The organism is Verruconatronum alginivorum (genome assembly GCF_056590205.1).
In genome coordinates, this window is sequence record NZ_JBWPVQ010000001.1 from 2,500,138 (window position 1) to 2,524,098 (window position 23,961).

The 23,961-nt window shown below is 60.2% G+C and carries 20 protein-coding genes and 1 tRNA gene; 16 read left to right on the forward strand and 5 right to left on the reverse strand.

Going from position 1 to position 23,961, the window contains the following annotated elements; genetic code table 11:
• Positions 1-118: 118 nt before the first annotated feature.
• Positions 119-937 (reverse strand): hypothetical protein, encoded by an 819-nt coding sequence (locus ACWUI2_RS08830; protein WP_486982489.1) that lies wholly within the window; start codon positions 935-937, stop codon positions 119-121.
• Positions 938-1,234: 297 nt separating this feature from the next.
• Between ACWUI2_RS08830 and ACWUI2_RS08835 the strand changes: the two genes are divergently transcribed.
• Positions 1,235-1,702: a hypothetical protein gene (locus ACWUI2_RS08835; protein ID WP_486982490.1), complete on the forward strand. Its 468-nt coding sequence runs from the start codon at positions 1,235-1,237 to the stop codon at positions 1,700-1,702.
• Positions 1,703-3,231: 1,529 nt separating this feature from the next.
• Here ACWUI2_RS08835 and ACWUI2_RS08840 read toward each other — a convergent pair.
• Positions 3,232-3,306: transfer RNA gene (locus ACWUI2_RS08840), tRNA-Asn, on the reverse strand.
• On the opposite strand from ACWUI2_RS08840, the gene ACWUI2_RS08845 reads away from it, so the two are divergent.
• The 4 genes from ACWUI2_RS08845 (at position 3,307) to ACWUI2_RS08860 (ending at position 7,406) form a co-directional block, all read left to right on the forward strand.
• Positions 3,307-3,477 carry a hypothetical protein gene (locus ACWUI2_RS08845; RefSeq protein ID WP_486982491.1) on the forward strand — a complete coding sequence of 57 codons (171 nt, stop codon included), beginning with the start codon at positions 3,307-3,309 and terminating at the stop codon, positions 3,475-3,477. It begins immediately after the preceding tRNA gene.
• Between the two features lie 1,024 nt (positions 3,478-4,501).
• Positions 4,502-4,849: a four-helix bundle copper-binding protein gene (locus tag ACWUI2_RS08850; RefSeq protein ID WP_486985056.1), complete on the forward strand. Its 348-nt coding sequence runs from the start codon at positions 4,502-4,504 to the stop codon at positions 4,847-4,849.
• A gap of 446 nt (positions 4,850-5,295) precedes the next feature.
• On the forward strand, positions 5,296-6,744 hold the full coding sequence (locus ACWUI2_RS08855; RefSeq protein WP_486982492.1) for a DUF3375 domain-containing protein: 1,449 nt from the start codon (positions 5,296-5,298) through the stop codon (positions 6,742-6,744).
• Positions 6,745-6,749: 5 nt separating this feature from the next.
• The gene (locus tag ACWUI2_RS08860; RefSeq protein ID WP_486982493.1) at positions 6,750-7,406 is read left to right on the forward strand and encodes a DUF4194 domain-containing protein; all 657 of its coding nucleotides are present in this window, start codon (positions 6,750-6,752) and stop codon (positions 7,404-7,406) included.
• 7 nt (positions 7,407-7,413) lie between these two features.
• On the opposite strand, the gene ACWUI2_RS08865 is transcribed toward ACWUI2_RS08860, so the two are convergent.
• Both ACWUI2_RS08865 and ACWUI2_RS08870 read right to left on the reverse strand, forming a co-directional pair.
• A complete protein-coding gene (locus ACWUI2_RS08865; protein ID WP_486982494.1) occupies positions 7,414-7,737 on the reverse strand; it encodes a type II toxin-antitoxin system PemK/MazF family toxin in 324 nt (107 codons plus the stop codon).
• Positions 7,727-7,975 carry an AbrB/MazE/SpoVT family DNA-binding domain-containing protein gene (locus ACWUI2_RS08870; protein ID WP_486982495.1) on the reverse strand — a complete coding sequence of 83 codons (249 nt, stop codon included), beginning with the start codon at positions 7,973-7,975 and terminating at the stop codon, positions 7,727-7,729. The genes ACWUI2_RS08865 and ACWUI2_RS08870 overlap by 11 nt, the downstream gene beginning before the upstream one ends.
• A gap of 96 nt (positions 7,976-8,071) precedes the next feature.
• On the opposite strand from ACWUI2_RS08870, the gene ACWUI2_RS08875 reads away from it, so the two are divergent.
• Both ACWUI2_RS08875 and ACWUI2_RS08880 read left to right on the forward strand, forming a co-directional pair.
• Positions 8,072-11,464 (forward strand): ATP-binding protein, encoded by a 3,393-nt coding sequence (locus tag ACWUI2_RS08875; protein ID WP_486982496.1) that lies wholly within the window; start codon positions 8,072-8,074, stop codon positions 11,462-11,464.
• Between the two features lie 154 nt (positions 11,465-11,618).
• Positions 11,619-12,818, forward strand: coding sequence for a DUF3322 domain-containing protein (locus tag ACWUI2_RS08880; RefSeq protein ID WP_486982497.1), 1,200 nt, complete (start codon positions 11,619-11,621; stop codon positions 12,816-12,818).
• A gap of 192 nt (positions 12,819-13,010) precedes the next feature.
• On the opposite strand, the gene ACWUI2_RS08885 is transcribed toward ACWUI2_RS08880, so the two are convergent.
• Positions 13,011-13,739, reverse strand: coding sequence for a hypothetical protein (locus ACWUI2_RS08885; RefSeq protein WP_486982498.1), 729 nt, complete (start codon positions 13,737-13,739; stop codon positions 13,011-13,013).
• Between the two features lie 160 nt (positions 13,740-13,899).
• Here ACWUI2_RS08885 and ACWUI2_RS08890 point away from each other — a divergent pair, with 160 nt between their 5' ends.
• The 9 genes from ACWUI2_RS08890 to ACWUI2_RS08930 all read left to right on the forward strand — a co-directional run bounded on the left by ACWUI2_RS08890 (position 13,900) and on the right by ACWUI2_RS08930 (position 23,951).
• Positions 13,900-14,109, forward strand: a complete 210-nt coding sequence (locus ACWUI2_RS08890) for a dodecin (protein ID WP_486982499.1) — start codon at positions 13,900-13,902, stop codon at positions 14,107-14,109.
• Between the two features lie 493 nt (positions 14,110-14,602).
• Entirely contained in the window at positions 14,603-15,790 is a 1,188-nt protein-coding gene (sucC, locus tag ACWUI2_RS08895; protein WP_486982500.1) for an ADP-forming succinate--CoA ligase subunit beta, read from the forward strand.
• Positions 15,791-15,845: 55 nt separating this feature from the next.
• Positions 15,846-16,721, forward strand: a complete 876-nt coding sequence (gene sucD, locus ACWUI2_RS08900) for a succinate--CoA ligase subunit alpha (RefSeq protein ID WP_486982501.1) — start codon at positions 15,846-15,848, stop codon at positions 16,719-16,721.
• Between the two features lie 655 nt (positions 16,722-17,376).
• A complete protein-coding gene (sufU, locus tag ACWUI2_RS08905) occupies positions 17,377-17,823 on the forward strand; it encodes a Fe-S cluster assembly sulfur transfer protein SufU (RefSeq protein WP_486982502.1) in 447 nt (148 codons plus the stop codon).
• The gene (locus tag ACWUI2_RS08910) at positions 17,820-19,058 is read left to right on the forward strand and encodes a cysteine desulfurase (RefSeq protein WP_486982503.1); all 1,239 of its coding nucleotides are present in this window, start codon (positions 17,820-17,822) and stop codon (positions 19,056-19,058) included. Before sufU ends, ACWUI2_RS08910 begins: the two co-directional genes overlap by 4 nt.
• Before the next feature lie 281 nt (positions 19,059-19,339).
• Positions 19,340-20,641 (forward strand): amidohydrolase family protein, encoded by a 1,302-nt coding sequence (locus ACWUI2_RS08915; RefSeq protein ID WP_486982504.1) that lies wholly within the window; start codon positions 19,340-19,342, stop codon positions 20,639-20,641.
• A 178-nt stretch (positions 20,642-20,819) separates the two neighbouring features.
• Complete coding sequence (gene galK / locus ACWUI2_RS08920) at positions 20,820-21,983, forward strand: galactokinase (protein ID WP_486982505.1); 1,164 nt, start codon at positions 20,820-20,822, stop codon at positions 21,981-21,983.
• Entirely contained in the window at positions 21,980-22,426 is a 447-nt protein-coding gene (locus ACWUI2_RS08925) for a DoxX family protein (protein ID WP_486982506.1), read from the forward strand. Before galK ends, ACWUI2_RS08925 begins: the two co-directional genes overlap by 4 nt.
• A 421-nt stretch (positions 22,427-22,847) precedes the next feature.
• Positions 22,848-23,951 carry a M20/M25/M40 family metallo-hydrolase gene (locus ACWUI2_RS08930; RefSeq protein ID WP_486982507.1) on the forward strand — a complete coding sequence of 368 codons (1,104 nt, stop codon included), beginning with the start codon at positions 22,848-22,850 and terminating at the stop codon, positions 23,949-23,951.
• Positions 23,952-23,961 lie beyond the last annotated feature (10 nt).

Consider the following 23,961-nt stretch of genomic DNA (forward strand, 5'->3'; position numbering starts at 1 on the left):
TTTCCTGGAACGCCGTTTCCCCGGGGATCCCGATCTACTCCCGGCCTTTCAGCCGTCGCGGGCGGCGCTCGATTGCCTCCAGCCGCTCCGCATACCTGAGGTTCACCGCAGGCGAAGGTCACCGGCGATCCCGCTCGTAATCGTCCAAGATCCTTTCGATAAGGGACTCTTCCGACTCATCGGGAAACCTACTTCTGTAGAATCGCAGGTGGCGCTCCCTCACCCTTTGATCTGGGATTCGGTTCCGGAATTCGAGTTCGGCTAGATCCGGCGAAGACTTGAGGGGAAGTTTCAGGGAAAGGCCTGGAAGGGGATTGGTCGGGGCGTCGACTCCGCCGAGGTTGTTGTTCAGACGGGCCGAGAGAACCCAATCGTGGGCGAATTCCCGCTCGTCCGGGTCGAGGTATCCGACCCTCTCGGAAGAGAGCTGGGAGACCGCCCATCCATTCATGGCGATTTGGCCGAAGCCGCATACGAACATCGCCAGGTCGGTCATACGTTCGTTCAGGGCCGTGTTGTTTCGATCCGCCAGTCCGGCGTGCTCCAACAGGTGGTGACAGATCTCGTGGGCGAGCACCAGGTGCCGAAGCTTGGTTTCCCTCAGCAGATGGGGAGCGATCTTCACGGTGACGAAACCAGAGGAATCGACCTCGAACGCTCCCGCCGCCTGGACGTGATCCTCGACGACCACCCGGGGCCGGAGAAACGGCACGTCAAACCCCGGAGCCCAGGCGCGGGCGTGCGAGTAGAAGACTTCGGCTTCCCCTTCGAGATCGCTCCGCGCAAACAACGTCTGAGGCCCAAGGAGAAAGGAGGCGTCGTCCGGGAGACGGTGGGGTCGCCAGGCGTGGGTCGCGAGCCGGGCGAGGATTTGTTCGATTTCGGTGAAAGACGGGGCGGCGGGGCGGGAACGGAGTCGAAAGGTAAACCAAGACATGAGGAGGCGGCGGATGCGACCCCACGGCGGATCGATTGGCTTTCGGCATGTCGGACAGACCGGTCCGCGTCGAAACTGGTTGAGGCGGACCCGGACGCGTTGGCCGCACTGATGTCGGACAATCATATTTGCCGGTTATACCGGCCAACAAAAATGAACGAAACAAAAAAATGGATCGCTTTGAAGCACGCGTCCCGGAGGTTGGGCGAAGAGGTGAGGATTTAGCCGATACCTTTCTTACCTGCCTCCTATTCCGGCTCTTTGACTCGAAAACGCCTTCCTTCGTCCGCTTTCCTTATGGCCCCCTCTTTATTGCCCGGTGTCCTCGCCATCCACTTATCGCTTCCCGGGACCAAGGTGGGCGCCATGATCGAATCGGCCCGGCTCGCGGATCTTCCGGCTGCCCGGTCGCGACAGACGTGCGCCACGAGGGGTTGGTCGGGAGCCGAGGATGTGGTGATTCAGGTCGCCGAGCTGGAGGAGGAGATCTACCAGGCGAAGATCGAGGAGCTGAGGAGGCTCCCGGAGAAGTTCGGGTATTCCTCGATGGAGGACCTGATCGTGGATCTGCGGGCGGTCTCCGGGGCGAGGCGTTCCCGCACCGACGTGACCCCGGAGCTGGAGTCTCGGGTGGTGGCGGCGTTGCAGTCCGGTTCGACCGGGCCGGAGGTGGTCCGGGAGTTCGGAATCTCCACCACCACGGTGCAGAATATCCGGGAAAAGCACGGACTGATCGGCCGAAAAAAGAGGGCTGCCGGGGCGTGAACCTTGCGTGAACCTGATGTGAGGTTCACAAAAAAGGGCCCGAAAATGGGGTTTTTGGGGGATTCCCTTAACCCCCGAAATGCACGGACGCCGCGGAAATGTCACCCTGTTTTTCCGTTGGAACCCTGAAAACCCGGTTTTGGCGGCCCGCCAGCCCGCTAAAAGGACAAAAAGTAGGACATTTTTTCCGGTTTTTGAGGGTGTTTTCCGGGAGGGTTTTGCCCGGTCCGAGAATTGGGCTCGACTGGGAAGGATCGTGCGCAAATGGAGTCCACGGGCCAGCGGATTCACGGGATCGGTCACTCTCATCGGCGTAGTGATTCAGAGGGGGGCCTGAGACCGTCTCCAAAATCAGGGTAGAGAGGGAGAACGCGATGGTCTCAACGCAAAACTCGGGCAGGGTTGATTGGAGGGGAGCAGTTGGCGATGAGGGCGGCGATCCTCACTTCTCCGGCCCTGGCCCTCGAACTGCGCCTTTCGGCCCTGGCCCTGGCCCTCGAACTTGTGCTGTCCGGCCCCGGCCTCCACTCTCGTTCGCCCTCCGCCCCTATCCGGTTCTTCGTCCTATCCGATCCGCTCTCGTGTTTGATTCGCCCGTCACGCCGGAAACCTTTGCTATCGGACCATCCAATCGATCGCAAGACATGGCACATTCGAGGACAACGGCTCGTCCGAGCACACCGCCCCCTACCCCGGAGGGTAGGGGGTCGGTGATCGCGAGACATGGCTCAAACTGAGGAATCCGTGTCGCCCTTCGCTGTTCGTATCCGGTCGGCTTGTCGCCATCCCCGCGGTACAGCCCCACACTTGAGGGAATACCGGATACGCACCGGAGCCCACCTCCGTGGCAGGCACGGCATGGGCTCGCTATTTGCCCGCAGGCGCCGGAGTTGCACCGGCCGATCTGACGTCGCCTGCGGACCGCTCACCCTCCTTTGCCATCCCACTGTCCGGGTCCGCCCGTTTCATTCGACGGTGCGGCGGGGTCCGACCGGTAGTTATCAGCGGTTGCCGTTCCGCATGGGGTAAAAAAAAGCCCCCTCCCGGGACCATCGGGAGAGGGCGGACAACCATTCGGTCGCCGAAACTCTGATATCTCTGATGGTCCCAGGATTGACTGAACAATGGGCGATTCCCTCTAAAAGTAAATCGTAAAATATTGATTATTAATAATTAATGATGTCCCCTTGTCTTCCGAAATGGGACAATAAATCCCCTTAAGTTCCCGTAGGTCTGCCGGTGGAATGCCCAATCTCCAATCTACCATCTGGCAGCTGGGTCGGATGAAGGTGACTCAGGGTCTTTCCGCGACTTTTCGATGAAGGGGTTCCCATGGGGCGGGTCATCTCGCCGGTCGCGCCTCAATCGTCGATCAGATGTCCATCGTCGGCCCCACGCAATACATGGAGTGGTTGGGTAAGGCGCCGGACGCACGAGGAGGCGGCGACGACCGTCAGGACCGGACATTTCCCGGACACTCCAAAAAAAACGACCTACGGCCGAAAATCCGTAAGTCGTTTGATTGAAAATGGCTGCCCGGGTAGGATTCGAACCTACGACCAAGTGATTAACAGTCACCTGCTCTACCACTGAGCTACCGGGCAATGAAAGGGTTCAAAAGAGCGATTTTTGGAGCGGTTGTCAATGGCCTGATGGGATTTTTCTTAAAAAATCCGATTCGCACGGGACTCACCGCGAGCATCATTTGCCGGAAGGACAGCCGCGAACAACGTTTGGATTGTGAAATGAAGTTTTTTCCTGACCGCAGGATCTGACTATGGCTGAACCTCGATCAATCCGGGTAGTCGCTTTGAAAACGCTTTATTTACGGCAGGTGTGATTGCCCAAGGCCACAAAAAAGTTCCTGCGGCGGAAGCTGAAGCCGGGAAAAGACGTTCTTCTCACGATGCCGATTTCATTTCAAGGGACGCCTGGTTCAATACGCAGGTTTTCTCTACCGGGCTTTCCCCGGGAAAGACAACGTCCTGATTTATGACTATCTGGATGAACGGCTCCCTCTCATGGCCAGCATGTATCGCAACAGCTCCCCGCGTATCGAAGCATGGGTTACGTGATTGCAAAAGATGAAGCTGCGAGGCCGAATCTTTGAGGGGTGATCGAAGAGATCGAAATGGGGCAAGCGATTGGACGGGGCGTCATTTGGTCAGGGCGGAGTGAAGGACAGCTGACTCTAGCGGTCATCCGGCGAAAGCCGGGATGCTACGGGTAGCGTCGAGCTTTCGCTTGATGATTGGGCGTTGTTTGGTCAGGGCGGCGTGAAGGACGGCTGACTCCGGCGGTCATCCGGCGAAAGCCGGGATGCTACGGGTAGCGTCGAGCTTTCGCTCGATGATTGAGCGTCGTTTGGGCAGGGCGGCGTGAAGGACGGCTGACTCCGGCGGTCATCCGGCGAAAGCCGGGATGCTACGGGAGCGTCGAGCTTTCGCTCGATGATTGGGCGTCGTTTGGTCAGGGTGGCGTGAAGGACAGCTGACTCCGGCGGTCATCCGGCGAAAGCCGGGATGCTACGGGTAGCGTCGAGCTTTCGCTCGATGATTGGGCGTCGTTTGGTCAGGGCGGCGGGGTGAAGGACGGCTGACTCTGGCGGTCATCCGGCGAAAGCCGGGATGCTACGGGTAGCGTCGAGCTTTCGCTCGATATTGAGCGTCGTTTGGAGATCGTGGAATCCATGAGGGGGGAATGGGCGGTTGGTCCCATTGCGAACGGAGCGTCTTTGGGCGAGGCTGGGGTTTTCGAATCTCCAAAGAAAACAAACGGAAGGGGGGCCATATGCATCATTTGAAACATTTGAGCGAGGAACTGAAACATTGCGTCGAGGCATGCGGCAATTGCCGGGATGTCTGTCTGAGCATGGCTTCGACGCATTGTTTGGAGGAGGGAGGCGAGCATGTCGCGCCGGAGCATTTTCGGTTGATGCTCGATTGCGCGGAAATTTGCGCGACGTCGGCGAACTTCATGCTGCGGAACTCCCCCCGCCATGAATTGACGTGCGGAGTGTGCGCCGAAATCTGCGAGCGGTGCGCGGATGACTGCGAGCGGGTCGGCGACATGGACGAATGCGTCGAAGCCTGCCGCCGTTGCGCGGAGTCATGCCGACGGATGTCGGGGAAGAGAAAGGCAGCGTGACCGCGGCCTAACGGCGGTCTGGACGAAGACCGCGGGATCGAGGGTCTTTAAGGAAGTGGCGGGGCCGTCCCGGCTCCGTGCGGAGCACCAAGTTTCCCGGGGACCAGACGGAGCTGGTCTCTCCCTGTACCGGACGGAGACCGCATAAATGCGGGACTCCAACGCTGCTACAAATCGGGCGGGTGAAACAGCCCTTGGAGTGAGGGCGTGAATCGCATTTGAGCATTGAGTCCGGCTTTGGTTTCCCGTCGGATGTTCCTTCATATGGAACTTCATTGTTTATGGCGGTTGCATGGTGGCCAAGTCGGAGGGGTGGCTTCCGGCCGACCTTTTTCCGAGGTCGAGGCCGACAGCGGACGGCAGGATGCCATCCCTCCCAGGGATGCGGTAGTTTCATTTTACGTTGTTCCCGAGGCCCAGCCTGGATCTTGGCTGTTATGAGGGAAATGACTTTCGAGAGCCTCGACTTCCTCCGGCGGACTCATCCGGCGTGGCGGTTGTTGCGTTCGGATCATGCGCCGTTGATCATTTCCTTTTTCAACAAGGTGTTTGTCGCGCCCAATGTGCGGATCATCGCGGAGGCGGACTTGCGGGAGGTTTTGGAGGATGAGCTCTACGCATTGCGCGAACGGCTCGGGGAATCGGCGTTTCCCAAAGCGGCCCGGGAATACCTTAACGATTGGGCGGCTCCCGAAAAGGGATGGTTGCGGAAATATTACCGTCACGATTCGGACGAGCCGTTTTTCGATCTCGCCCCGGCCACCGAGCGGGCGATCGCCTGGCTGGCATCGTTGGAGGCGCGGTCGTTCGTCGGGACGGAATCGCGGCTCCTCACGTTGTTCGAATTGCTCCGCCAGATGGCCGAGGGAACCGAGACCGATCCGCAGGTTCGCGTCGCCGAATTGCAAAAGCGCCGCGACGCGATCGACGCCGAGATCGCCCAGGTGCTGGAAGGGGAGGCGCCGCTCCTCGACGACACCGCCTTGCGCGACCGGTTTCAGCAATTCACCCAGATGGCGCGCGAACTTCTGACCGATTTCCGCGAGGTGGAGCAAAACTTCCGCCAACTCGACCGGCGGGTTCGGGAGCGAATCGCCCTCTGGGAGGGGGGAAAGGCGGCGTTGCTCGAAGAGATCATGGGCGAACGGGACGCGATCGCCGATTCCGACCAGGGAAAGAGTTTTCACGCGTTCTGGGATTTCCTGATGTCGAGCCGGCGGCAGGAGGAATTGACCGGGCTCCTTGAAAGGATTTTGGAACATCCGGCGATCGGGGCGACGGAACCGGATCCGCGTTTGCGCCGGGTTCACTACGATTGGTTGGAGGCCGGCGAACACACCCAACGAACCGTGGCCGAGTTGTCGCGGCAACTCCGCCGTTTTCTCGACGACCAGGCCTGGCTCGAAAACCGCCGGATCATGGATCTGTTGCACGGCATCGAGGCGAAGTCGCTGGCGGTGCGCGAGAACGCTCCCGCCGGTACGTTTATGGAAATCGCCGAAACCGGCGCCTCGATCGAATTGCCCTTCGAGCGACCTCTTTATAAACCAGCCTTCAAGCCGGACCTGGCCGACACCGTTCTCGCCGCGACCGGGGAGGATGTCGACGCCGCCGCGCTCTTTTCCCAAGAGGTGGTCGACAAAGCCGCCTTGTCGCGCCACATCCGTCAACTTCTCCAGGAAAGCTCCCAGATCACCCTCGGCGAACTCGTGGAGAAACGTCCCCTGGAGCACGGATTGGCCGAGTTGGTCACCTATCTCGACCTCGGATCCGGCAGTTTTCGGGCAACCATCGATGAGTCCGCCGAAGAATGCCTCTCCTGGGAAACCACGGCCAACGACGGACGGACCGTCCGGAAGACCGCTCGACTTCCGCGGGTCATTTTTGTCCGATGAATCTCATGACGAATCCGTTCCAGTCTCCGGAAGACTCGGCCCAGACCGAAGCCGAATTGTCCGCCGTGGTGATTCCGCTCTTGAAGGGCGTGGTTTACCAGGAAAACGATCCGACCGTCTGGGGTCAGTTGCTTCAATTGCAGCCGCAGGTCCGCGACTACGTTCGGGTGCTCGATCTCGAGCTCATCTTGGACGAGGCCGAAGGTTACGCCTTCCTCCGCTCCCGCGAACCGGCCGACGAGGAAGAACCGGCCACCACGGCGAAGCGTCCCCGCCTGGTGGCCCGGCGGCAACTCACGTTTCCCGTCAGTCTGCTCCTCGCGCTGCTCCGGAAGAAGTTGGCGGAGTCCGACGCCGGCGGCGGCGAGACCCGCCTGGTTCTCACCCGCGAGGAGATCGCGGAAACCTTGCGTCTTTTTCTGCCGGAGAACAGCAACGAAGCCCGGCTCGTGGACCAGGTCGAAACCCATTTGAACAAGATCGTCGACCTCGGGTTTCTCCGGAAAATGAAGGTCACCCCCGGCTCCTCCCAACCGCCTTCCTACGAGGTCAGGCGAATCATCAAGGCCTTTGTCGACGCCCAGTGGCTTTCCGAACTCGACTCCCGGTTGGAGGAATACCGCCGGCAATGCGCGGATTCGTCGGAGAGCGCCGAATCATAGAGCTCGTTCAGCCATACATTTCGCGGATCTTCCCGCGCAATTCGTCGGCTTTCTCCGGGGAGAGTTGATCGATTCGGGACAAGATCCGGCGTTTGCTGAGGGGGCGGATTTGATCGACCGCGATCTCGGCGGGACGTCCGTCGCACTGGACTTGAATCCGGGTCCGCCACTGGGGATGGAGCCGGGAGGTGAGTGGACAACCGACGACCGTTTCCAGGTGCGTGTTCATGAGGTTGTCGCTCACGATCACGACCGGACGGGTCTTGTTGATTTCCGATTCGATCACCGGATCGAGGTTGACCCAGTGGATCGCAAACCGCTCAATCTTCATCCGCGACCCCTTCGTCGGCCAGGGCCTCCCAATCGCTCCAATCCTCCGCCTCTTTGGCCATGGATTTGTAGGTCTCCTCCCAAGTCGACTGTTTGCTTCGCGCCGGCTTGAGAACGATGGCGTCCTCCGTCTCCTCCAGGATCAAGCTTTCCTCGATGCCGTATCGCTGTAAAAGCCTCTTGCTCAGTCGGATTCCGCGGGAGTTTCCGATGCGCGTCACCTTGACCGTGGTTTTCATATGTAATTACGGTTATTACGTCGTGGCCGGACGTCAAGCGCCATCATTTGATGGTTGAAACCCGACCGCCTTTCGCGTGCGATTGTCCCCCGCAACATGGAACGTAGCCTCAACCAGATCGACGCCGACCCGCTTTCCCTGGATTTCGCCACGGACGACACCTTGACCGGGTTTCGCCTGAAGCGCCTCGAATTGTTCAACTGGGGGACCTTCGACGGCCGGGTTTGGAGTCTCACCCCGGAGGGCCGAAACGCGCTGGTCACCGGCGAGATCGGATCGGGCAAATCGACTTTGGTCGACGCCGTCACCACGTTGCTCGTTCCGGCGCACCGGGTCGCCTACAACAAGGCCGCTGGGGCCGATTTCAAGGAGCGCTCGCTCCGTTCGTATGTCCTCGGCTACTACCGTTCGGAACGAAATGAGACCACCGGAGTCGCCCGTCCAGTCGGTTTGCGGGACCATAACACCTACTCGGTGATCCTCGCGGTGTTCGAGAATCCTGGATACGCCCAGACGGTGACTCTCGCCTGCGTCTTTTGGCTCAAGGATCCGCAGGGGCAACCGGCGCGCTTTTACGTCACCGCCGAAAGTCAGTTGGGCATCGCCGCCGACTTCTCCAAATTCGGTTCCGACATCAACCAATTGCGTAAGAAACTTCGCTCGGGCGGGGCCGAGGTCTTCGACAGCTTTCCGCCCTACGGCGCGTGGTTCCGGCGGCGGTTTGGCATCGAAAACGAACAGGCGCTCGACCTCTTCCACCAAACGGTTTCAATGAAATCCGTCGGCAACCTGACCGATTTCGTCCGCGGCCACATGCTCGAACCGTTCGAGGTCGAACCCCGAATCGCCGCGCTCATCGGTCACTTTGACGATCTCGACCGGGCTCACGAAGCGGTGCTGAAGGCGAAGCGGCAAGTCGGTTTTCTCACGCCGTTGGTTGCCGATTGCGACCGTCACACCGAGTTGAGCGCCGAAGTGGTCGCGTTGCGCGAAGCCCGCGATTGGCTTCGCCCGTATTTCGCCACACTGAAGATCGACCTTTTGGCCAGGCGCATCGGCAATCTGGCCGAGGAGGAGGAAAAACAGGAGCGCCGGGTGGCGGCCATCGACGAGGAGATCTCGATCGGCCGCAACGCCGAGTCCGAACTGCGCCAACAGATTTCCGACAACGGCGGCGACCGCCTGGAGCGTCTCGCCATCGAGATCAAACAGCTCGAGCAGGAGCGGGACCGCCGCCGCGACAAAGCGAAACGTTACGCCGATCTCGTCCAGACGCTGGACGAACCGGAGGCGCGCGACGAGAACGCCTTCATTGCCCAACACCGCCGGATCGAATCGCACAAGCAGGAGGCATCCCACCGCGAAACCGATCTCCAAAATCGGATCACCGAGGACAGCGTCACCCTCAAGCAAGGCCGCGACGAGAACGGGAAACTTTCCTCCGAGATCGCCAGCTTGAAGGCCCGTCAAAGCAACATTCCGTCCGGGCAGATCCGGATCCGCGAAACCCTCTGCCAGGAACTCGGCCTGGCCCCCGGCGACATGCCGTTCGCGGGCGAACTTCTGCAAGTGCGCGACGACGAAAAGGACTGGGAAGGCGCGGCCGAACGGCTGTTGCACAACTTCGGCCTCTCGCTCCTCGTGCCGGAAAGGCACTACCCCCGGGTGGTCGAATGGGTCGATCGGACCCACCTGCGCGGACGTCTCGTCTATTTCCGGATTCGGGAACCGCGGCGCGGCGAAACCTACGAGCTGCACCCGGATTCCCTCGTCCGCAAGGTCGGAATCAAACCCGACTCTCCCTACTACGATTGGTTGGAGCGCGAGTTGTCCCAACGCTTCGACATCGCCTGTTGCGCCACCCAGGAACAATTTCGCCGCGAAACCCGGGCCATTACCCGTTCCGGCCAGGTGAAGATGCCGGGCGAACGCCACGAAAAGGACGACCGCCACCGTCTCGAGGACCGCAGCCGCTACGTGCTCGGCTGGAGCAACGCCGCCAAGATCGCCGCCCTCGAATCGCAACAGGAACGCCTCGAAGCGGAACTCGCCCAGGTCGCCGCGCGTATCGGGAAAACCCAGACGGAACAAAAACAACTCCAGCAACGGCTTCTCACCCTCACTCGTTTGGAAGAATACCGCGATTTCCGGGAAATCGATTGGGAAACCCCGGCAAAGGAAATCCAGGACCTGGCCGACGAGCGACGGCGGCTGGAAGGGGCTTCCGACATCCTGCGCGAACTCAACGTCCGATTAACGGAGATCCGCCGCGGGATCGCGGAATCCGAGAAGAAACTTTCGGAAACGCGTATCCAGCTCGGCGTGACACAGGAGAAGAAGCGAAGCGCCGAAGCTTTGCGGCAGGAAACATCGGGGCTCCTTCAACAGACCGATCCCGCCGAATTGACCGCCCGTTCCGACTCCCTCGCGAAGATGTGCGCCGAGGCGCTCGGCGAACATCTTCTCACCGTCGAATCGTGCGACAACCGCGAGCGCGACGTTCGTGAATGGCTGCAAGGCCGGATCGACGACAAAGACAAAGCGGTCGGCCGGGTCCGCGACAAGGTGCTGGTCGCGATGAAAGGTTACTGCGAGGCCTATCCGGTGGAAACCCAGGAGATCGATCCCGCGATGGAGTCGGCCGGGGAATTTCGCGAAATGCTGGACCGGCTCCAGGCCGACGATCTCCCCCGTTTCGAGGCCCGGTTCAAGGAGTTGCTCAACCAGAATACCATCCGGGAAATCGCCAACTTCCACGCCCATCTGAGCCGGGTCCGCGAATCGATCAAGGAACGGGTCGGCCGGATCAACCAATCCCTCGCCGAGATCGATTACAGTCCGGCTCGTTACATCGTCCTGGAGGCGCAACCCGCGCCCGACGCCGACATCCGCGATTTCCAATCGGAGTTGCGCGCCTGCACCGAGGGCGCCCTGACCGGTTCCGAAGACGCCCAGTATTCCGAGGCCAAGTTTCTCCAGGTGAAACGGATCATCGAGCGATTCCGCGGACGCGAAGGCCAGACCGAGCTCGACCGCCGATGGACCCGAAAAGTGACCGATGTCCGCAACTGGTTCACCTTCGCCGCCAGCGAACGATGGCGCGAGGACGACAAGGAATACGAACATTACTCCGATTCCGGGGGCAAGTCGGGCGGTCAAAAGGAAAAACTCGCCTACACCATTCTCGCCGCCAGCCTCGCCTACCAGTTCGGCCTGGAGTGGGGGAGGGTCCGTTCCCGGTCGTTCCGTTTTGTCGTCATCGACGAAGCCTTCGGCCGCGGTTCCGACGAGTCCGCCCAATACGGCTTGCGCCTTTTCCAGCAACTCAACCTCCAGTTGCTCATCGTCACCCCGTTGCAGAAGATCCACATCATCGAGCCCTACGTCGCCTCGGTCGGCTTCGTCCACAATGAAGACAGTGGTTCCTCCCGTTTGCGCAATTTATCGATCGAAGCGTACCGGGAGGAAAAGGCCAAAGCTCTCTCGTGATGATCGTCCGGAATGAAAGGCATGAGGCGGTTGATGCGGCACCGGGGTTCTTGCCGGTGGACAGACAGGAATGTCTGTCTCACGTGACACCGGCATTCCTGCCGGTGCGGTATTTAGGGACAGACAGGAATGTCCGTCCTCCGTTGGGGCGAAGATGAAGGATTCGGTTGGGCAGACATGGACGACGCTTTCAAGCCTTCGCGCCCGCCTGCGGAAGCGCTGGGATCGGGGCGACATTCTGGCCGCTGAGGTCGAGCCTCCGGAGGAGCCGGTCTTCCCGCTGCAGATCCCCCTGAAAGGGCCGACATCCCGCGAGTTCGCCGCCGATTTTTCCAGCGTCCATATGTGGATCGTCGAATGGGAGAAGCAGGAGGAGGTATCCATAGATTGGCGACAATCCACCCATCGCCTTTTCGGGAGAAATCTGGTTCCCGCCGCGGCGGTTTTCCGCAGCCTGGAGGAACTGGTCCGATTCCTCGGCGTTCGCCGGGAATGGACGCGATTCCAGTTTCTGCTGGAAGCGACCCGGTCCCGTCTCCCCGTTCTACTTCCCTGGTTGGCCCGTCGCCCGATGGGAGCGCTCGAGTTGCACGCCGATTGGGAACGGTTGCTCGACATCGTCGAGTGGGTGCGGGCGAATCCGCGGCCCGGCATCTATCTTCGGCAACTGCCGGTCTCCGGCGTCCACACCAAGTTTGTGGAAGCGCGCCGTAAAGTGTTGACCGAGTGGCTCGACCTCGCGCTGCCGGCGGAGGCCATCGATCCCTCGGCCGTGGGCGCTGCCGGTTTTAACCGACGCTACGGATTCCGCGGCCGGCCGGAACGGATCAGGTTCCGGACTTTGGATACAGGAAGCAGCGTTCTTCCCGGCCGCGTCGGCCGGGATCTCACCCTGGACGCCGAGTCCTTCGCCCTCTTGGAACCGGAGGTGGGCCGGGTCTTTATTACCGAAAACGAAATCAACTTCCTCGCTTTCCCCGATCTCCCCGACAGCCTCGTGGTTTTCGGCTCCGGATACGGCTGGGCGACGCTCGCGGAGGCGGCCTGGCTCGCGCGGTGCCGTGTCCTTTACTGGGGGGACATCGACACCCACGGTTTCGCGATTCTCGACCAACTCCGTATCCACCTTCCCCATGCCGAATCTCTTCTCATGGATCGAAGGACCTTTGAAACCTTTCGCGATCTTTGGGGAGATGAACCCCAACCGATCCGTCGCGATCTTTCTCGGCTGACCCCGGAGGAGAACGCTCTTTACAACGACCTTCGGGACAACCGCCTCGCCCCGAATCTTCGGCTCGAACAGGAGCGCATCGCCTATCCTTGGCTGGTAAAGGCCTTGGCTGCCTGCCGGTAGTCGGACGCCATTCTGGGGCTCGGCGGACTCTCACGACACACCCCACCGCTCTGGCGAGCGGTCCCCCCCTCTCAAGAGGGGAACTTTTTCACGCCGATCCCCTCTTGAGAGGGGGGGACCATGCGCAAGCATGGTGGGGTGTGTCGGCTCCTCCGGTCGGCTCCAGCCGTTCCCATCCTTCTCGCATGCCATTCAGTCAACATTCTCCTCCAAGGTCGCGGAAAAGGCGTCGTTCAATGCATTCAGGTATTCGGTTGCGCGGGCGAGTTCTTCCGGGCTGGGAGTATGGGGAAGGCGGTGGACTCGATCCAGGTCGAGGCCCATCATTTCGCGGAGGTGGGCGGTATCGTCGAGGGAACGATCAAGGAGGGCTTCCAGTTCCCAATCGCGGTCGGCCAGGAATTCCCCCGCGATGATCTCGATGAGATCTCTCCAGCTGTTGGAGTCGAGGGCCGGAGAAAGGAAGGGAGTGGGGGCGTCCGGGGCAACTCCATGGGATTCGAGCCAGGCTTCCTGAAAAGGCCTGCCTTCGTCGTCGCACTCGGGGATGTGTTTGAGAAATGTTTCCCAGGCGATGCGTCGGCTTTCGTCGCTTTCGTCGACCGAACCGGCCACTTCGAGTTCCAATTCGATGCAGGCGTGCATGTGGGAAAGGATCTCATCGACCAAGGCCTCTTGATATCCGGGATGGCCCTCTTCGGGAATGGGGGTGTCCTCAAGGAGAGCATGGAACAATTGGTAAATCGCGAAAATCGCCTCCGTCGTCTCCATCCGGCGGAGGATCGGTTGCTCGAAGGCGCCGGCGGGCGTCAGACTTCGGACCATATCGATCAATGTATCGAGCGGGTAAATGAGGGCGCCGAGCTCTTGGATGGAGTAACGCCGTCCGTCTTCGTAATAGTCAGAGGTAGATAACCACATGGCGCGAATATTCGGTCACATGACGTCGTAAGGCAATCCCTATGCGCGTCGAGGCAGGAAATCGTCGGGAGGGATATCTCCCTTGCCATGCAAGAGGGGGAGGAGTAGGGTAAGTCCATACGGGTGAACCTGAACCAACTACACCCTGGAGGATTCAATTATGAGCGATCACATCTATAAAATCATTACCTTGGTCGGCTCCTCGCCGCAAGGCACCGACGAAGCGGTCAAAAACGCGATCGCCCGGGCCTCGAAAACCGTGCGCAACATGCGTTGGTTCCGAGTCGTCGAAACCCGCGGTCATCTCGAAGAGGGCAAAGTCGCGCATTGGCAGGTGACGGTCGAGGTGGGATTCACGTTGGACGAATAATCGTAGCATCCCGGCCTTCGCCGGATGAGTGTCGTGGGAGGTGGGGAATCATCGAGTGAAAAGTCGATGCTACGCCGGTGTTCGTAGCATCCCGGCTTTCGCCGGATGAGGCGTTGTGAAAGGGGGAATCATCGAGTGAAAAACTCGATGCTACGCCGGCATTCGTAGCATCCCGGCTTTCGCCGGATGAACGCCGTGGCAGGGGGAATAATTGAGTGAAAAGTCGTGCTACGGCGGCATTCGTAGCATCCCGGCCTTCGCCGGATGAGCGCCGTGGAAGGGGGGATCATCGAGTGAAAACTCGATGCTACGCCGACATTCGTAGCATCCCGGCTTTCGCCGGATGAATGTCGTGAAAGGGGGAATCATCGAGTGAAAACTCGATGCTACGGCGGGGGCTTTGGCATCCTTTTCCGGGATTGCGGTTTTTCGTTGCGTATGGGGACAGGGTGTTTTTAAGTGTCGGGCTCCTATTGTCTGACATCACGTCTCCATGAATATACACGAGTATCAAGCCAAAGAACTTTTTGCACAATACGGGATTCCGGTCCCCGAAGGTTATGTCGGGAAAAGCCTGGAGGAATTTCCGGTGGCCCTCGAGAAATTGCCCCAGGGAACGACGGTGGTGAAAGCCCAGATCCACGCCGGCGGGCGCGGGAAGGGGACTTTTGTCGATGGCTTGAAGGGGGGCGTCAAATTGGTGAAATCCCGCGAGGAGGCCCAGGAACTCGCCCGCAAGATGCTCGGTAACACCTTGGTCACCCATCAGACCGGTCCCGACGGGCGGATGGTGCAGACTGTTTACTTCACCGAAGCCTCCGATATCGCCAAGGAATATTACTTGGCGATCGTGATGGACCGGGCGACTTCCTGCCCCGTGGTGATCGCTTCCACCGAAGGGGGCGTCGACATCGAAACCGTCGCCGCCGAGACGCCGGAGAAAATTGTCAAGGTGGTCGTGGATCCGACCCTCGGTTTGAAACCGTATCAGGCCCGGCAGGTTGCTTACGAACTCGGTTTCGCCGACGATCAAGTGAAGCAATGCGTCAAACTTTTGGCGAATCTGTATCGGCTCTTTTGGGAAAAGGACGCCTCCTTGATCGAAATCAATCCGTTGGTCACCACTCCCGACGGTCGGCTTCTCGCCCTCGATGGGAAGGCGAATTTCGATGACAACGCCTTGTTCCGCCGTCCGGACATCGTCGCCTACCGCGATTTGAACGAGGAGGATTCGAAGGAGATCGAGGCTTCGAAGTACAATCTCAATTACATCGCTCTCGATGGAAACATCGCCTGCATGGTCAACGGCGCCGGTCTCGCCATGGCGACGATGGACATCATCAAGCACTTCGGCGGAGCTCCGGCGAACTTCCTCGATGTCGGCGGGGGAGCCACCGCCGAGCAGGTGACTCAAGCTTTCAAGATCATCCTGAGCGACGCCAACGTGAAGGGGATTTTGGTCAACATCTTCGGCGGCATCATGAAGTGCGACGTGATCGCGACCGGGATCATCGAGGCGGCCAAGGCGGTGGAGCTCGACCGTCCGTTGGTGGTCCGTCTGGAAGGCACCAATGTTGACGCCGGCAAAAAATTGCTCGCCGAGAGCGGTCTGGCGATCGTGCCGGCGGACAGCCTCAGCGACGCCGCCCGGCAAATCGTGGAATTGGTCGCCAAAGGCTGATCGGGTTCCGGGTCTTCCCTTGTAATTACTTCTTCACTACGAAAAATTTCAGCTCATGAGCGTCCTGGTTAACAAAAATTCGCGCATCCTCGTTCAGGGGATCACCGGTAAAGCCGGCTCTTTCCACGCCAAGCAATGTCTCGACTACGGCACCAATCTGGTCGCCGGCGTTACTCCGGGCCGGGGCGGCAGCCGGTTCGAAGATAAGGTCCCGGTGTTCGACACCGTGCAACAGGCCGTCCGGGAAACCGGCGCCGATGTTTCGGTCATTTTCGTCCCCCCTCCGTTCGCCGCCGATTCCATCCTCGAAGCGATCGACGCCGGGATCGGACTGGTGGTCTGCATCACCGAAGGGATCCCGGTCCGCGATATGACCGAGGTGAAAGCCAAGCTCAAGACGACCAAGACCCGTTTGATCGGACCCAACTGTCCGGGTATTATCACTCCCGGCGAGTGCAAGATCGGCATCATGCCGGGCTACATCCACAAGCCGGGTAAAGTGGGCGTGGTTTCCCGTTCCGGGACCCTTACCTACGAGGCGGTCTGGCAATTGACCACCCGCGGACACGGTCAATCGACCTGCATCGGCATCGGGGGCGACCCGGTCAACGGCACCAGCCACACCGACTGCATCAAGCTCTTCAACGAAGACCCCGACACCGACGCGATCATTATGATCGGCGAGATCGGCGGCAGCGCGGAAGAAGAGGCGGCCGCTTACATCAAGCAGCACGTCAAGAAACCGGTCGCGGCATTCATCGCGGGGACCACCGCTCCTCCGGGCCGCCGGATGGGTCACGCGGGAGCGATCGTTTCCGGTGGAGAAGGGACCGCCGAAGCGAAGATCGCTGCCCTCCGCGACGCCAACGTCGAAATTGCCGCCACCCCGTCCGACATGGCCGACGCCTTGTTGCGGATTTACAAGGGTTAAGAGCGACAAAGTGGGGGAGCCGGCACGCGTCCGCCACCTTTGCGGATTGCTGAAGTAGTGGGGTTGGCTTTGCCGCCCCATTCTCCGAAGCGTTCGAAACGCTTGGAATCATCGACTCGCCCTTGACGCGGGAGATCGAGGGATTTCGGTCGTCTCCGGCCGCTGCGGCCGGGCGGTGAAGCCAACCCGACTACGAGGGGGAAAAGCCGAATTCATGCGGCGTTCACAGGTTTTCTGATGTCTCCCAAGTAGTGGGGTTGGCTTTGCCGCCCCATTCTCCGAAGCGTTCGAAACACCCGTGGATCATCGACCCGCCCTCGACGCGGGAGGTCGAGGAATTTCGGTCGGTCTCCGGCCGCTGCGGCCGGGCGGCGAAGCCAATCCGCCTACGAGGGGGAAAAGCCGAATGCATGCGGCGTTCACAGGTTTTCTGATGTATTCCAAGTAGTGGGGTTGGCTTTGCCGCCCCATTCTCCGAAGTCTTCGAAACGCCTGGAATCATCGATCCGCCCTCGACGCGGAGATCGAGGGATTTCGGTCGTCTCCGGCCGGCTGCGGTCGGGCGGCGAAGCCAACCCGACTACGCCCCTTAAGAAATCGCGTCACGCATCGATCTGGCATTGCAAAGCGACAGTGACCGTCTATCTTGTTGAGAATGGATCTCACTGAGCTCTACCAGACAGTCATTCTCGATCACAACCGGCGACCGCGGAATTTTCGGCGGTTGGAGGATCCGGACCGTACCGCCGCCGGGGACAATCCGGTGTGCGGCGACCAGTTCACCGTCTTCCTTAAATTGAAGGGGGATCAGATCGAGGATATTGCCTTCCAAGGGCAGGGGTGCGCGATCTCCAAGGCGTCCGGTTCGGTGATGACCTCGATGATGAAGGGGAAGAGCGCCGAGGAGGCGAAGAAACTCTTTGCGGAGTTCCATCACTTGCTGACGACCGGCGAGGCGGATCCGGCCGAGTTGACCGATATGTCGGCGTTCGCCGGGGTCCACCAGTTTCCCGCCCGGATCAAATGCGCCACTCTCGCCTGGCACGCCGCGTTGGCGGCGTTGGAGGGCGACGAGGCCAAAGTCCGGACCGAAGAGGAATGAGCGTGCGTCCATCATCCGCCATCGCGGCTTTCCGGGAAGATTTTCCGATTTTGGGCCAACAGGTCCACGGACATCCGCTGATCTATCTCGACAACGCCGCGACCACCCAGAAGCCCCGTCAGGTCTTGGCGGCTTTGTCGGATTATTACCAGAACGACAACGCCAACGTCCACCGCGGGATCCACGCCTTGAGTCATCGGGCCACCGTCGCCTTCGAAGAGGCGCGGGAACGGGCGGCCCAGTTCATTGGCGCGGGCGACGCGCACGAAATCGTCTTCACCCGGGGCACGACCGAGGCGATCAACCTGTTGGCTCACAGTTGGGGGGAGGCGTTTTTGCGGGAAGGGGATACGATTCTCCTGACCGAATTGGAGCACCACAGCAACTTGGTGCCGTGGCAATTGTTGGCCCAGCGGAAGAAGGCGAAGCTGGAGTTTTGGCCGATCACGGGCGACGACGGCCGGCTCGATCTCGCCCAAGCTGACCGGTTGCTGCATTCCGGGGTGAAGATGTTCGCCTTCACCCACATCTCGAATTCGCTCGGAGTGATCAATCCGGTGGCCGAGCTCTCCGCGTTGGCCCGGGCGAAAGGGATCACCACCTTCGTCGACGCCGCCCAAAGCGCCGGACACGGTCCGCTGGACGTCGGCTCGATCGGGTGCGATTTCCTCGCCTTTTCGGGACATAAAATGTGTGGTCCGACCGGCATCGGAGTTCTCTGGGGACGTCGGGAATTGCTCGACGCGATGCCGCCGTACCATGGCGGCGGAGAAATGATTTCATCGGTCGAGTATCAGAAAAGCAGTTACAAGAACGCGCCGCACCGGTTCGAGGCGGGGACTCCGCCGATCGCCGAAGTGATCGGGTTGGCGGCGGCGATGAATTATTTGGAATCGGTCGGTCGGGCGAACATCTTGGAGCATGGTCACGCCTTGGCCGATTACGCTGCCCGGGAGTTGGCGAGGTTGCCGGGAATCCGATTGTTCGGTCCGACCGACGAGCGGGCGGGAATCGTCAGCTTCCATTTCGACGACGTTCATGCCCATGACATCGTCACCTTCGCCGACCAGAAAGGTATCGCCTTGCGAGGCGGCAATCATTGCACCCAACCGCTGATGAAAAAGCTGGGAGTGCCATCGACGGCCCGGGCCAGTTTTTATCTTTATAATACACTGGAAGAGGCCGAACGGTTCGTGGAAGTGGTGCGGGAGTTGCACGAGTTCTTTTCCGGGTAAGGGGGACAAAGTGGCGGAGGCGTCCCCGCCTCCGTGTGGTTCGGGAGTGTGGCTTCTGCTCGGTGCTGAGGCGGGACGCCCCGAGCCACTTTGGTTTGGGGGCGGTGGTTGATGATACAAGACCCGCGTTCCCTTGGGCAATCGATGCGGAGGCGGGCGGGGGATTTGGGCCTACACTGGTGGCCTGATGAACCACTTGTTTCCGCAGTGGAGGTTGCCTCAGGTTCGCTCGAAGCGAAGGACGACCGGCCCGGCGGGGACTTCACCACCTTGACCTGCCAATGAACGCTCCCGTCAATTCGCACTATTATGTTATCTGCGGCCGGGTATTCGATCCGGAGAAACGAAATTTCTCGGCGCGCATCCTTGAAGTGAAACAAGGGAAATTCGTGTCGGTGACGCCGTTGGTCGAATTTCCGAAACGCGAAATCGGCGTCGAGGTGTTCGATTTGCTGCACTATTCGTTACTCCCTTTGATGGTTGATGCCCGGGTCCATCTTTCCTTGGAGCCGTGGCCTCTCGATCCGGGCGCGCGAATCCGCTCCCTGGATCAGCCGTCGGCGGTCGAACAGGAGGCGGCGTTCCGGCGGTTGAAGACCGCGTTTTTGTCCGGAGTCGGATTGGTGCGGGACATGGGCGATCCGTTTGGAGTCGGGATTGCCATGGAGAAGGCCTCAACCGGGCGGGAAGGTTACCCGATGGTTTTGACCGCCGGTCGCGGGGTGAGCTTGGGCAGCGAATGCCGATGCCTCGGCGGGGTGGTGGAAGGAGACCGCGAAGGAGTGGCCCGGGCGGTCCGCCGTCTGGTGGACGACCCGCGGATTCAGTTTATTCGGTTGGTTTTATCGAGTGTGATCGATTGCGAGACGGTGGAAGTTCCGCCGGGTTGCCGATTTGGGTGGACGGAATTGCGTCTGGCGGTGCAGATAGCCCATGAGCACGGCAAAGTGGTCATCGCCGAGTGTAGGGGAGATGAAGGGACGCGCGCGGCGGTGGAGGCCGGGGCCGATTTCATCGAACACGGTTATTGCATGTCGGAGAAGACCATGGATTTGCTGGGGGAGAAGCGACTGGTTTGGACCCCGGTTTTCGCACCGCTCCGGGCGAAGCTGGACCATGCCGCCTGCTGCGGGCTGAGTGATGGCGTCCGGGAGCATCTCGGACACGTGTTGGAGCAGCATGCGAAACTGTTGCGTTACGCGTATGGGAATGGCGTCCGGATTTTGGCGGGGTCCGACGCGGGAAGGCCGGGAGTTCCCTTTGGAGGCGGGTTGATCCGGGAGTTGGAGATCATGCAGGAAGCGGGGTTGCCAGCCGATGAGCTCCTGGCGATGGCGACGAGTCGCTCGGCGGTTTGGATCGCCGATGAAACCCCGATCGCCCCCGGGATGCCCGCTAACTTCCTGGCGGTCCGCGGTTCGGTCCGGCGGAAGGTCGGGGATCTTACCCGGATCGAGTGGGTGGCCAGGGACGGGAAAGTCACGCCGGCGGTTCGTCCGAAAATGGAATCGGACTCCGAGGCGGAGACCTATGGTGTGAAAGCGGCTGCCCATGCGGGAAAGGTCGCTAAAGTCGTTGGTTGAGCGGGACTGCTCAGTTTGGCGACGTGTCGTCGGACGAAAGCAGGGATCTATGGGAAAGGAGCACGGACATGTTTGTCCGTGAACAACAGGCAGGGGTGCCTGGTCCACGTGAAGACGGGGCCTTTCCGGGCAAATTTTATTCTTCCAATGCGGCTCCGTTTCCCGATGATTTCGGGGCATGAGAGAAAACGTTATCCAGGCCTTCAGGAAGCAATTTGGTACCGACCCGGAGTTTCTGGTCCGCGCGCCGGGGCGGGTGAATCTCATCGGCGAGCATACCGATTACAATGATGGGTTTGTGATGCCGTTGGCCATTGAGCGGGCCACCTGGCTGGCGGTGCGGCGGCGCAACGACAGCCGGATCATTCTTCGCTCCGGTGACTTCGGCGATTCCGACGAGTTTGTCCTGGCTTCGATCGAAAAGGCCGGGGAAGGTTCCGCCCCATGGGCGGACTATCTCCGGGGTGTCGCGTGGTCGATGAGCCAACGTTTTCCCCAATTGGACGGGTGGGAAGGGATCTCGCTTTCCGATATTCCCATTGGAGCGGGGCTTTCGTCGTCGGCCTCCTTCGAACTGGCGACTGCCGGGGCTTTCGCCGCCGTCGGCGAACTTGAATGGGAGGCCAAGCGAATGGCGGTGATTTGTCACAAAGCCGAGGTGGAGTGGGTTGGGGTGAAGTGCGGGATGATGGATCATCTGGCTTCGGCCGAAGGGAAGGCCGGTCACGCCCTGTTGATTGATTGCCGCTCGTTGGAAAGTGAAGCGATTCCGTTGCCGGCGGGCGCCTTGGTGGTGGTTCTCGATACCGGCAAGGCCCGGACCTTGGCCGGATCGGCCTACAACGAGCGCCGGGCGCAGTGCGAAGCCGCGTCAGAGGTGCTCTCGGTGAACAGCCTTCGCGACGCCTCGCTGGAAATGTTGGAAGCGGCGAAAGACGAGGTCGGGCCGGTGAATTATCGGCGGGCGCGCCATGTGATTTCGGAGAACGAGCGGACTGTTCAGGCGGCGGCCGCCATGAAAGCGGGCGATCCCGCTCTCCTTGGGAAACTGATGGTGAGCAGTCACGAAAGTCTCCGCGATGATTACGAAGTCTCCTGCCGCGAGCTCGACGCGATGGTCGAAGCCGCCCTGGCCGCCCCTGGATGTATCGGCGCCCGTATGACGGGAGCCGGTTTCGGAGGTTGCGCCGTCGCGTTGGTAGAGGCGGATGAGTTGGACAAATTCCTGGTGGAAGTTGCCCGAAGTTATCGGGCAGCCACCGGGATCGAGCCGAAACTGTATGCCAGCGCGGCAACCGATGGGGTGGAAACCTACGGGGTGACGGCTGGAGCTGCCGGATGAAGACGGATTCGGAGAGGACAGCGGCGCTACCCAGGCTCTTGTTTTTCAACCGTCTGACGATCGGTTGGTTCATGGCCGTGGCCGGTTTTGATAAAGTGAGCGGGGAAGTGAGGAACGGACTTGGCAGTTTTTACCGGGGAGACGCGTTTCAAGGACGCAACCCGGCTTGGTTGCCGGATTTCGTGATGGTTCCTTACGGTTATGCGTTGCCCTGGGTGGAGTTGGTTTTCGGTGCGTTGCTGGTGCTCGGCTTGTTTAGCCGGGTTGCCGCCGGCGTATTGACGGTGCTGGTATTTACCATCGGGATCGCCCTCCTCGGGGCGGGCGAATTGTTCCCGCGGCATCACGTGATGTATTTCTTTTCGATTTCGCTGACCCTTTGGGTGCTCGGATCCGGATGTTGGAGCCTGGATCGCGTAATCGCGCGCCGGAAGAAAGCGTGAGGGTGGAATCATCGAGTGAAAACTCGATGCTACGCCGGTTCGTAGCATCCGGCTTTCGCCGGATGAGCGGCGGGGAAGGGTGGATCATCGATTGAAAACTCGATGCTACGCCGTATTCGTAGCATCCCGGCTTTCGCTGGATGAACGTTGTGGAAGGGGGAATCATCGAGTGAAAACTCGATGCTACGCCGGTTCGTAGCATCCCGGCTTTCGCCGGATGAACCTCATGAAAGGGGGGAGTCATCGAGTGAAAACTCGATGCTACGCCGGTTCGTAGCATCCCGGCTTTCGCCGGATGAGCGTCGTGAAAGGGGGGGAACCATCGAGTGAAAACTCGATGTTACGGGGAACTCCGTTTGGTTCGGGTCGGGGGCTTCTTTGTTTTGACATCTCCCTTGAGAATTGTAGTAACAACTTCCTCATGGATGCGAATGCGTTGGCGGAGGATGTGGCGTTGGTGAAAACGACCTTAAGGGAGTTGGTCCAGATCGGGGCGCCGACCGGACGGGAGGAGAAACGGGTCGATTTCATCGAAAAGTGGTTGGCCGAACATGGGGTGAGCCATGTGCGAAGGGACGAAATCCATAATCTTTGGGTCGACCTGGATCCCGGTTGCGATCGGATGACTTTGATCGACGCCCATACCGACACCGTTTTTTCCGACGAACGTTTGACGGTGCGGGAGGAGGGGGAACGGTGGTATTGTCCGGGAATTAAGGACAACACCGCGGCGTGCGCCATGTTGATGGTATTGGCCAAACGGCTTGTCGCTTTGGGGAAACCGCTGCCGTTGATTCTGTCGTTCACCGTGGGCGAAGAGGGGCAGGGGGATCTGCGCGGCATCAAGGAGGTGACTCGGCAATTGAAGGGAAGGTTGCGCCAAGGTCTCATCCTCGATTTGTCGATGGTCCATATGACCCGGCAGGCGGTCGGAAGCGTACGGTTTCGGGTGAGGTTCAAAGTGCCTGGCGGTCACAGTTGGGGGAAATTCGGAGAGCCGAGCGCCCTCCATGTGGCATGCGAATGGATCGCGCGGCTGAAGGATTTCGCGCCCTGGAAGCGGGAGGAACTCAGTTACAACGTCGGACGTTTGGAAGGGGGAACCACCGTGAATGCGATCGCCGAAGAGGCGGTTTTCCTTCTTGATTTGCGATCGGTCGATCCGGAGCGACTGAACTGGCTCTGTGCGGCGGCGCCGGAATCGCTGGAGAAGTTCGCGGCGGCGATCCCCGATGTCTCGGTCGAAATCGAACGAATCGGATGGCGGCCAGCCGGACATATCGACGCTTCCCATCCGCTCGCCCAATGCGTGCGGGAAGTCCATGCGGAGCTTAACCTGCCGTTGTCGGAAACGATCAGCGGCACCAACGCGAATTGGTTGTTGCATGAAGGAATACCCGCGCTTTGCACGGGCTTCGTGATTGGGGAGAACATCCATACCCGCGACGAGTATCTGGAGCCTTCGAGTCTGGAGCAGGGTTGGGCGAAACTCTGGAAGCTCACGCAGGCCGCAGCGCTCTTGTAATTACCTGTTG

Bases quoted from the DNA above. Each gene is read 5' to 3' on its own strand.
- ACWUI2_RS08890 (WP_486982499.1), top strand. From the start codon at position 13,900: ATGAGCGATCACATCTATAAAATCATTACCTTGGTCGGCTCCTCGCCG.
- ACWUI2_RS08865 (WP_486982494.1), bottom strand. From the start codon at position 7,737: ATGAAGATTGAGCGGTTTGCGATCCACTGGGTCAACCTCGATCCGGTG.
- ACWUI2_RS08870 (WP_486982495.1), bottom strand. From the start codon at position 7,975: ATGAAAACCACGGTCAAGGTGACGCGCATCGGAAACTCCCGCGGAATC.
- sufU (WP_486982502.1), top strand. From the start codon at position 17,377: ATGGATCTCACTGAGCTCTACCAGACAGTCATTCTCGATCACAACCGG.
- ACWUI2_RS08880 (WP_486982497.1), top strand. From the start codon at position 11,619: ATGAAGGATTCGGTTGGGCAGACATGGACGACGCTTTCAAGCCTTCGC.
- ACWUI2_RS08830 (WP_486982489.1), bottom strand. From the start codon at position 937: ATGTCTTGGTTTACCTTTCGACTCCGTTCCCGCCCCGCCGCCCCGTCT.
- galK (WP_486982505.1), top strand. From the start codon at position 20,820: ATGAGAGAAAACGTTATCCAGGCCTTCAGGAAGCAATTTGGTACCGAC.
- ACWUI2_RS08885 (WP_486982498.1), bottom strand. From the start codon at position 13,739: ATGTGGTTATCTACCTCTGACTATTACGAAGACGGACGGCGTTACTCC.
- ACWUI2_RS08845 (WP_486982491.1), top strand. From the start codon at position 3,307: ATGAAAGGGTTCAAAAGAGCGATTTTTGGAGCGGTTGTCAATGGCCTG.
- ACWUI2_RS08930 (WP_486982507.1), top strand. From the start codon at position 22,848: ATGGATGCGAATGCGTTGGCGGAGGATGTGGCGTTGGTGAAAACGACC.
- ACWUI2_RS08910 (WP_486982503.1), top strand. From the start codon at position 17,820: ATGAGCGTGCGTCCATCATCCGCCATCGCGGCTTTCCGGGAAGATTTT.
- ACWUI2_RS08915 (WP_486982504.1), top strand. From the start codon at position 19,340: ATGAACGCTCCCGTCAATTCGCACTATTATGTTATCTGCGGCCGGGTA.
- ACWUI2_RS08855 (WP_486982492.1), top strand. From the start codon at position 5,296: ATGACTTTCGAGAGCCTCGACTTCCTCCGGCGGACTCATCCGGCGTGG.
- ACWUI2_RS08860 (WP_486982493.1), top strand. From the start codon at position 6,750: ATGACGAATCCGTTCCAGTCTCCGGAAGACTCGGCCCAGACCGAAGCC.
- sucC (WP_486982500.1), top strand. From the start codon at position 14,603: ATGAATATACACGAGTATCAAGCCAAAGAACTTTTTGCACAATACGGG.
- ACWUI2_RS08835 (WP_486982490.1), top strand. From the start codon at position 1,235: ATGGCCCCCTCTTTATTGCCCGGTGTCCTCGCCATCCACTTATCGCTT.
- ACWUI2_RS08875 (WP_486982496.1), top strand. From the start codon at position 8,072: ATGGAACGTAGCCTCAACCAGATCGACGCCGACCCGCTTTCCCTGGAT.
- sucD (WP_486982501.1), top strand. From the start codon at position 15,846: ATGAGCGTCCTGGTTAACAAAAATTCGCGCATCCTCGTTCAGGGGATC.
- ACWUI2_RS08925 (WP_486982506.1), top strand. From the start codon at position 21,980: ATGAAGACGGATTCGGAGAGGACAGCGGCGCTACCCAGGCTCTTGTTT.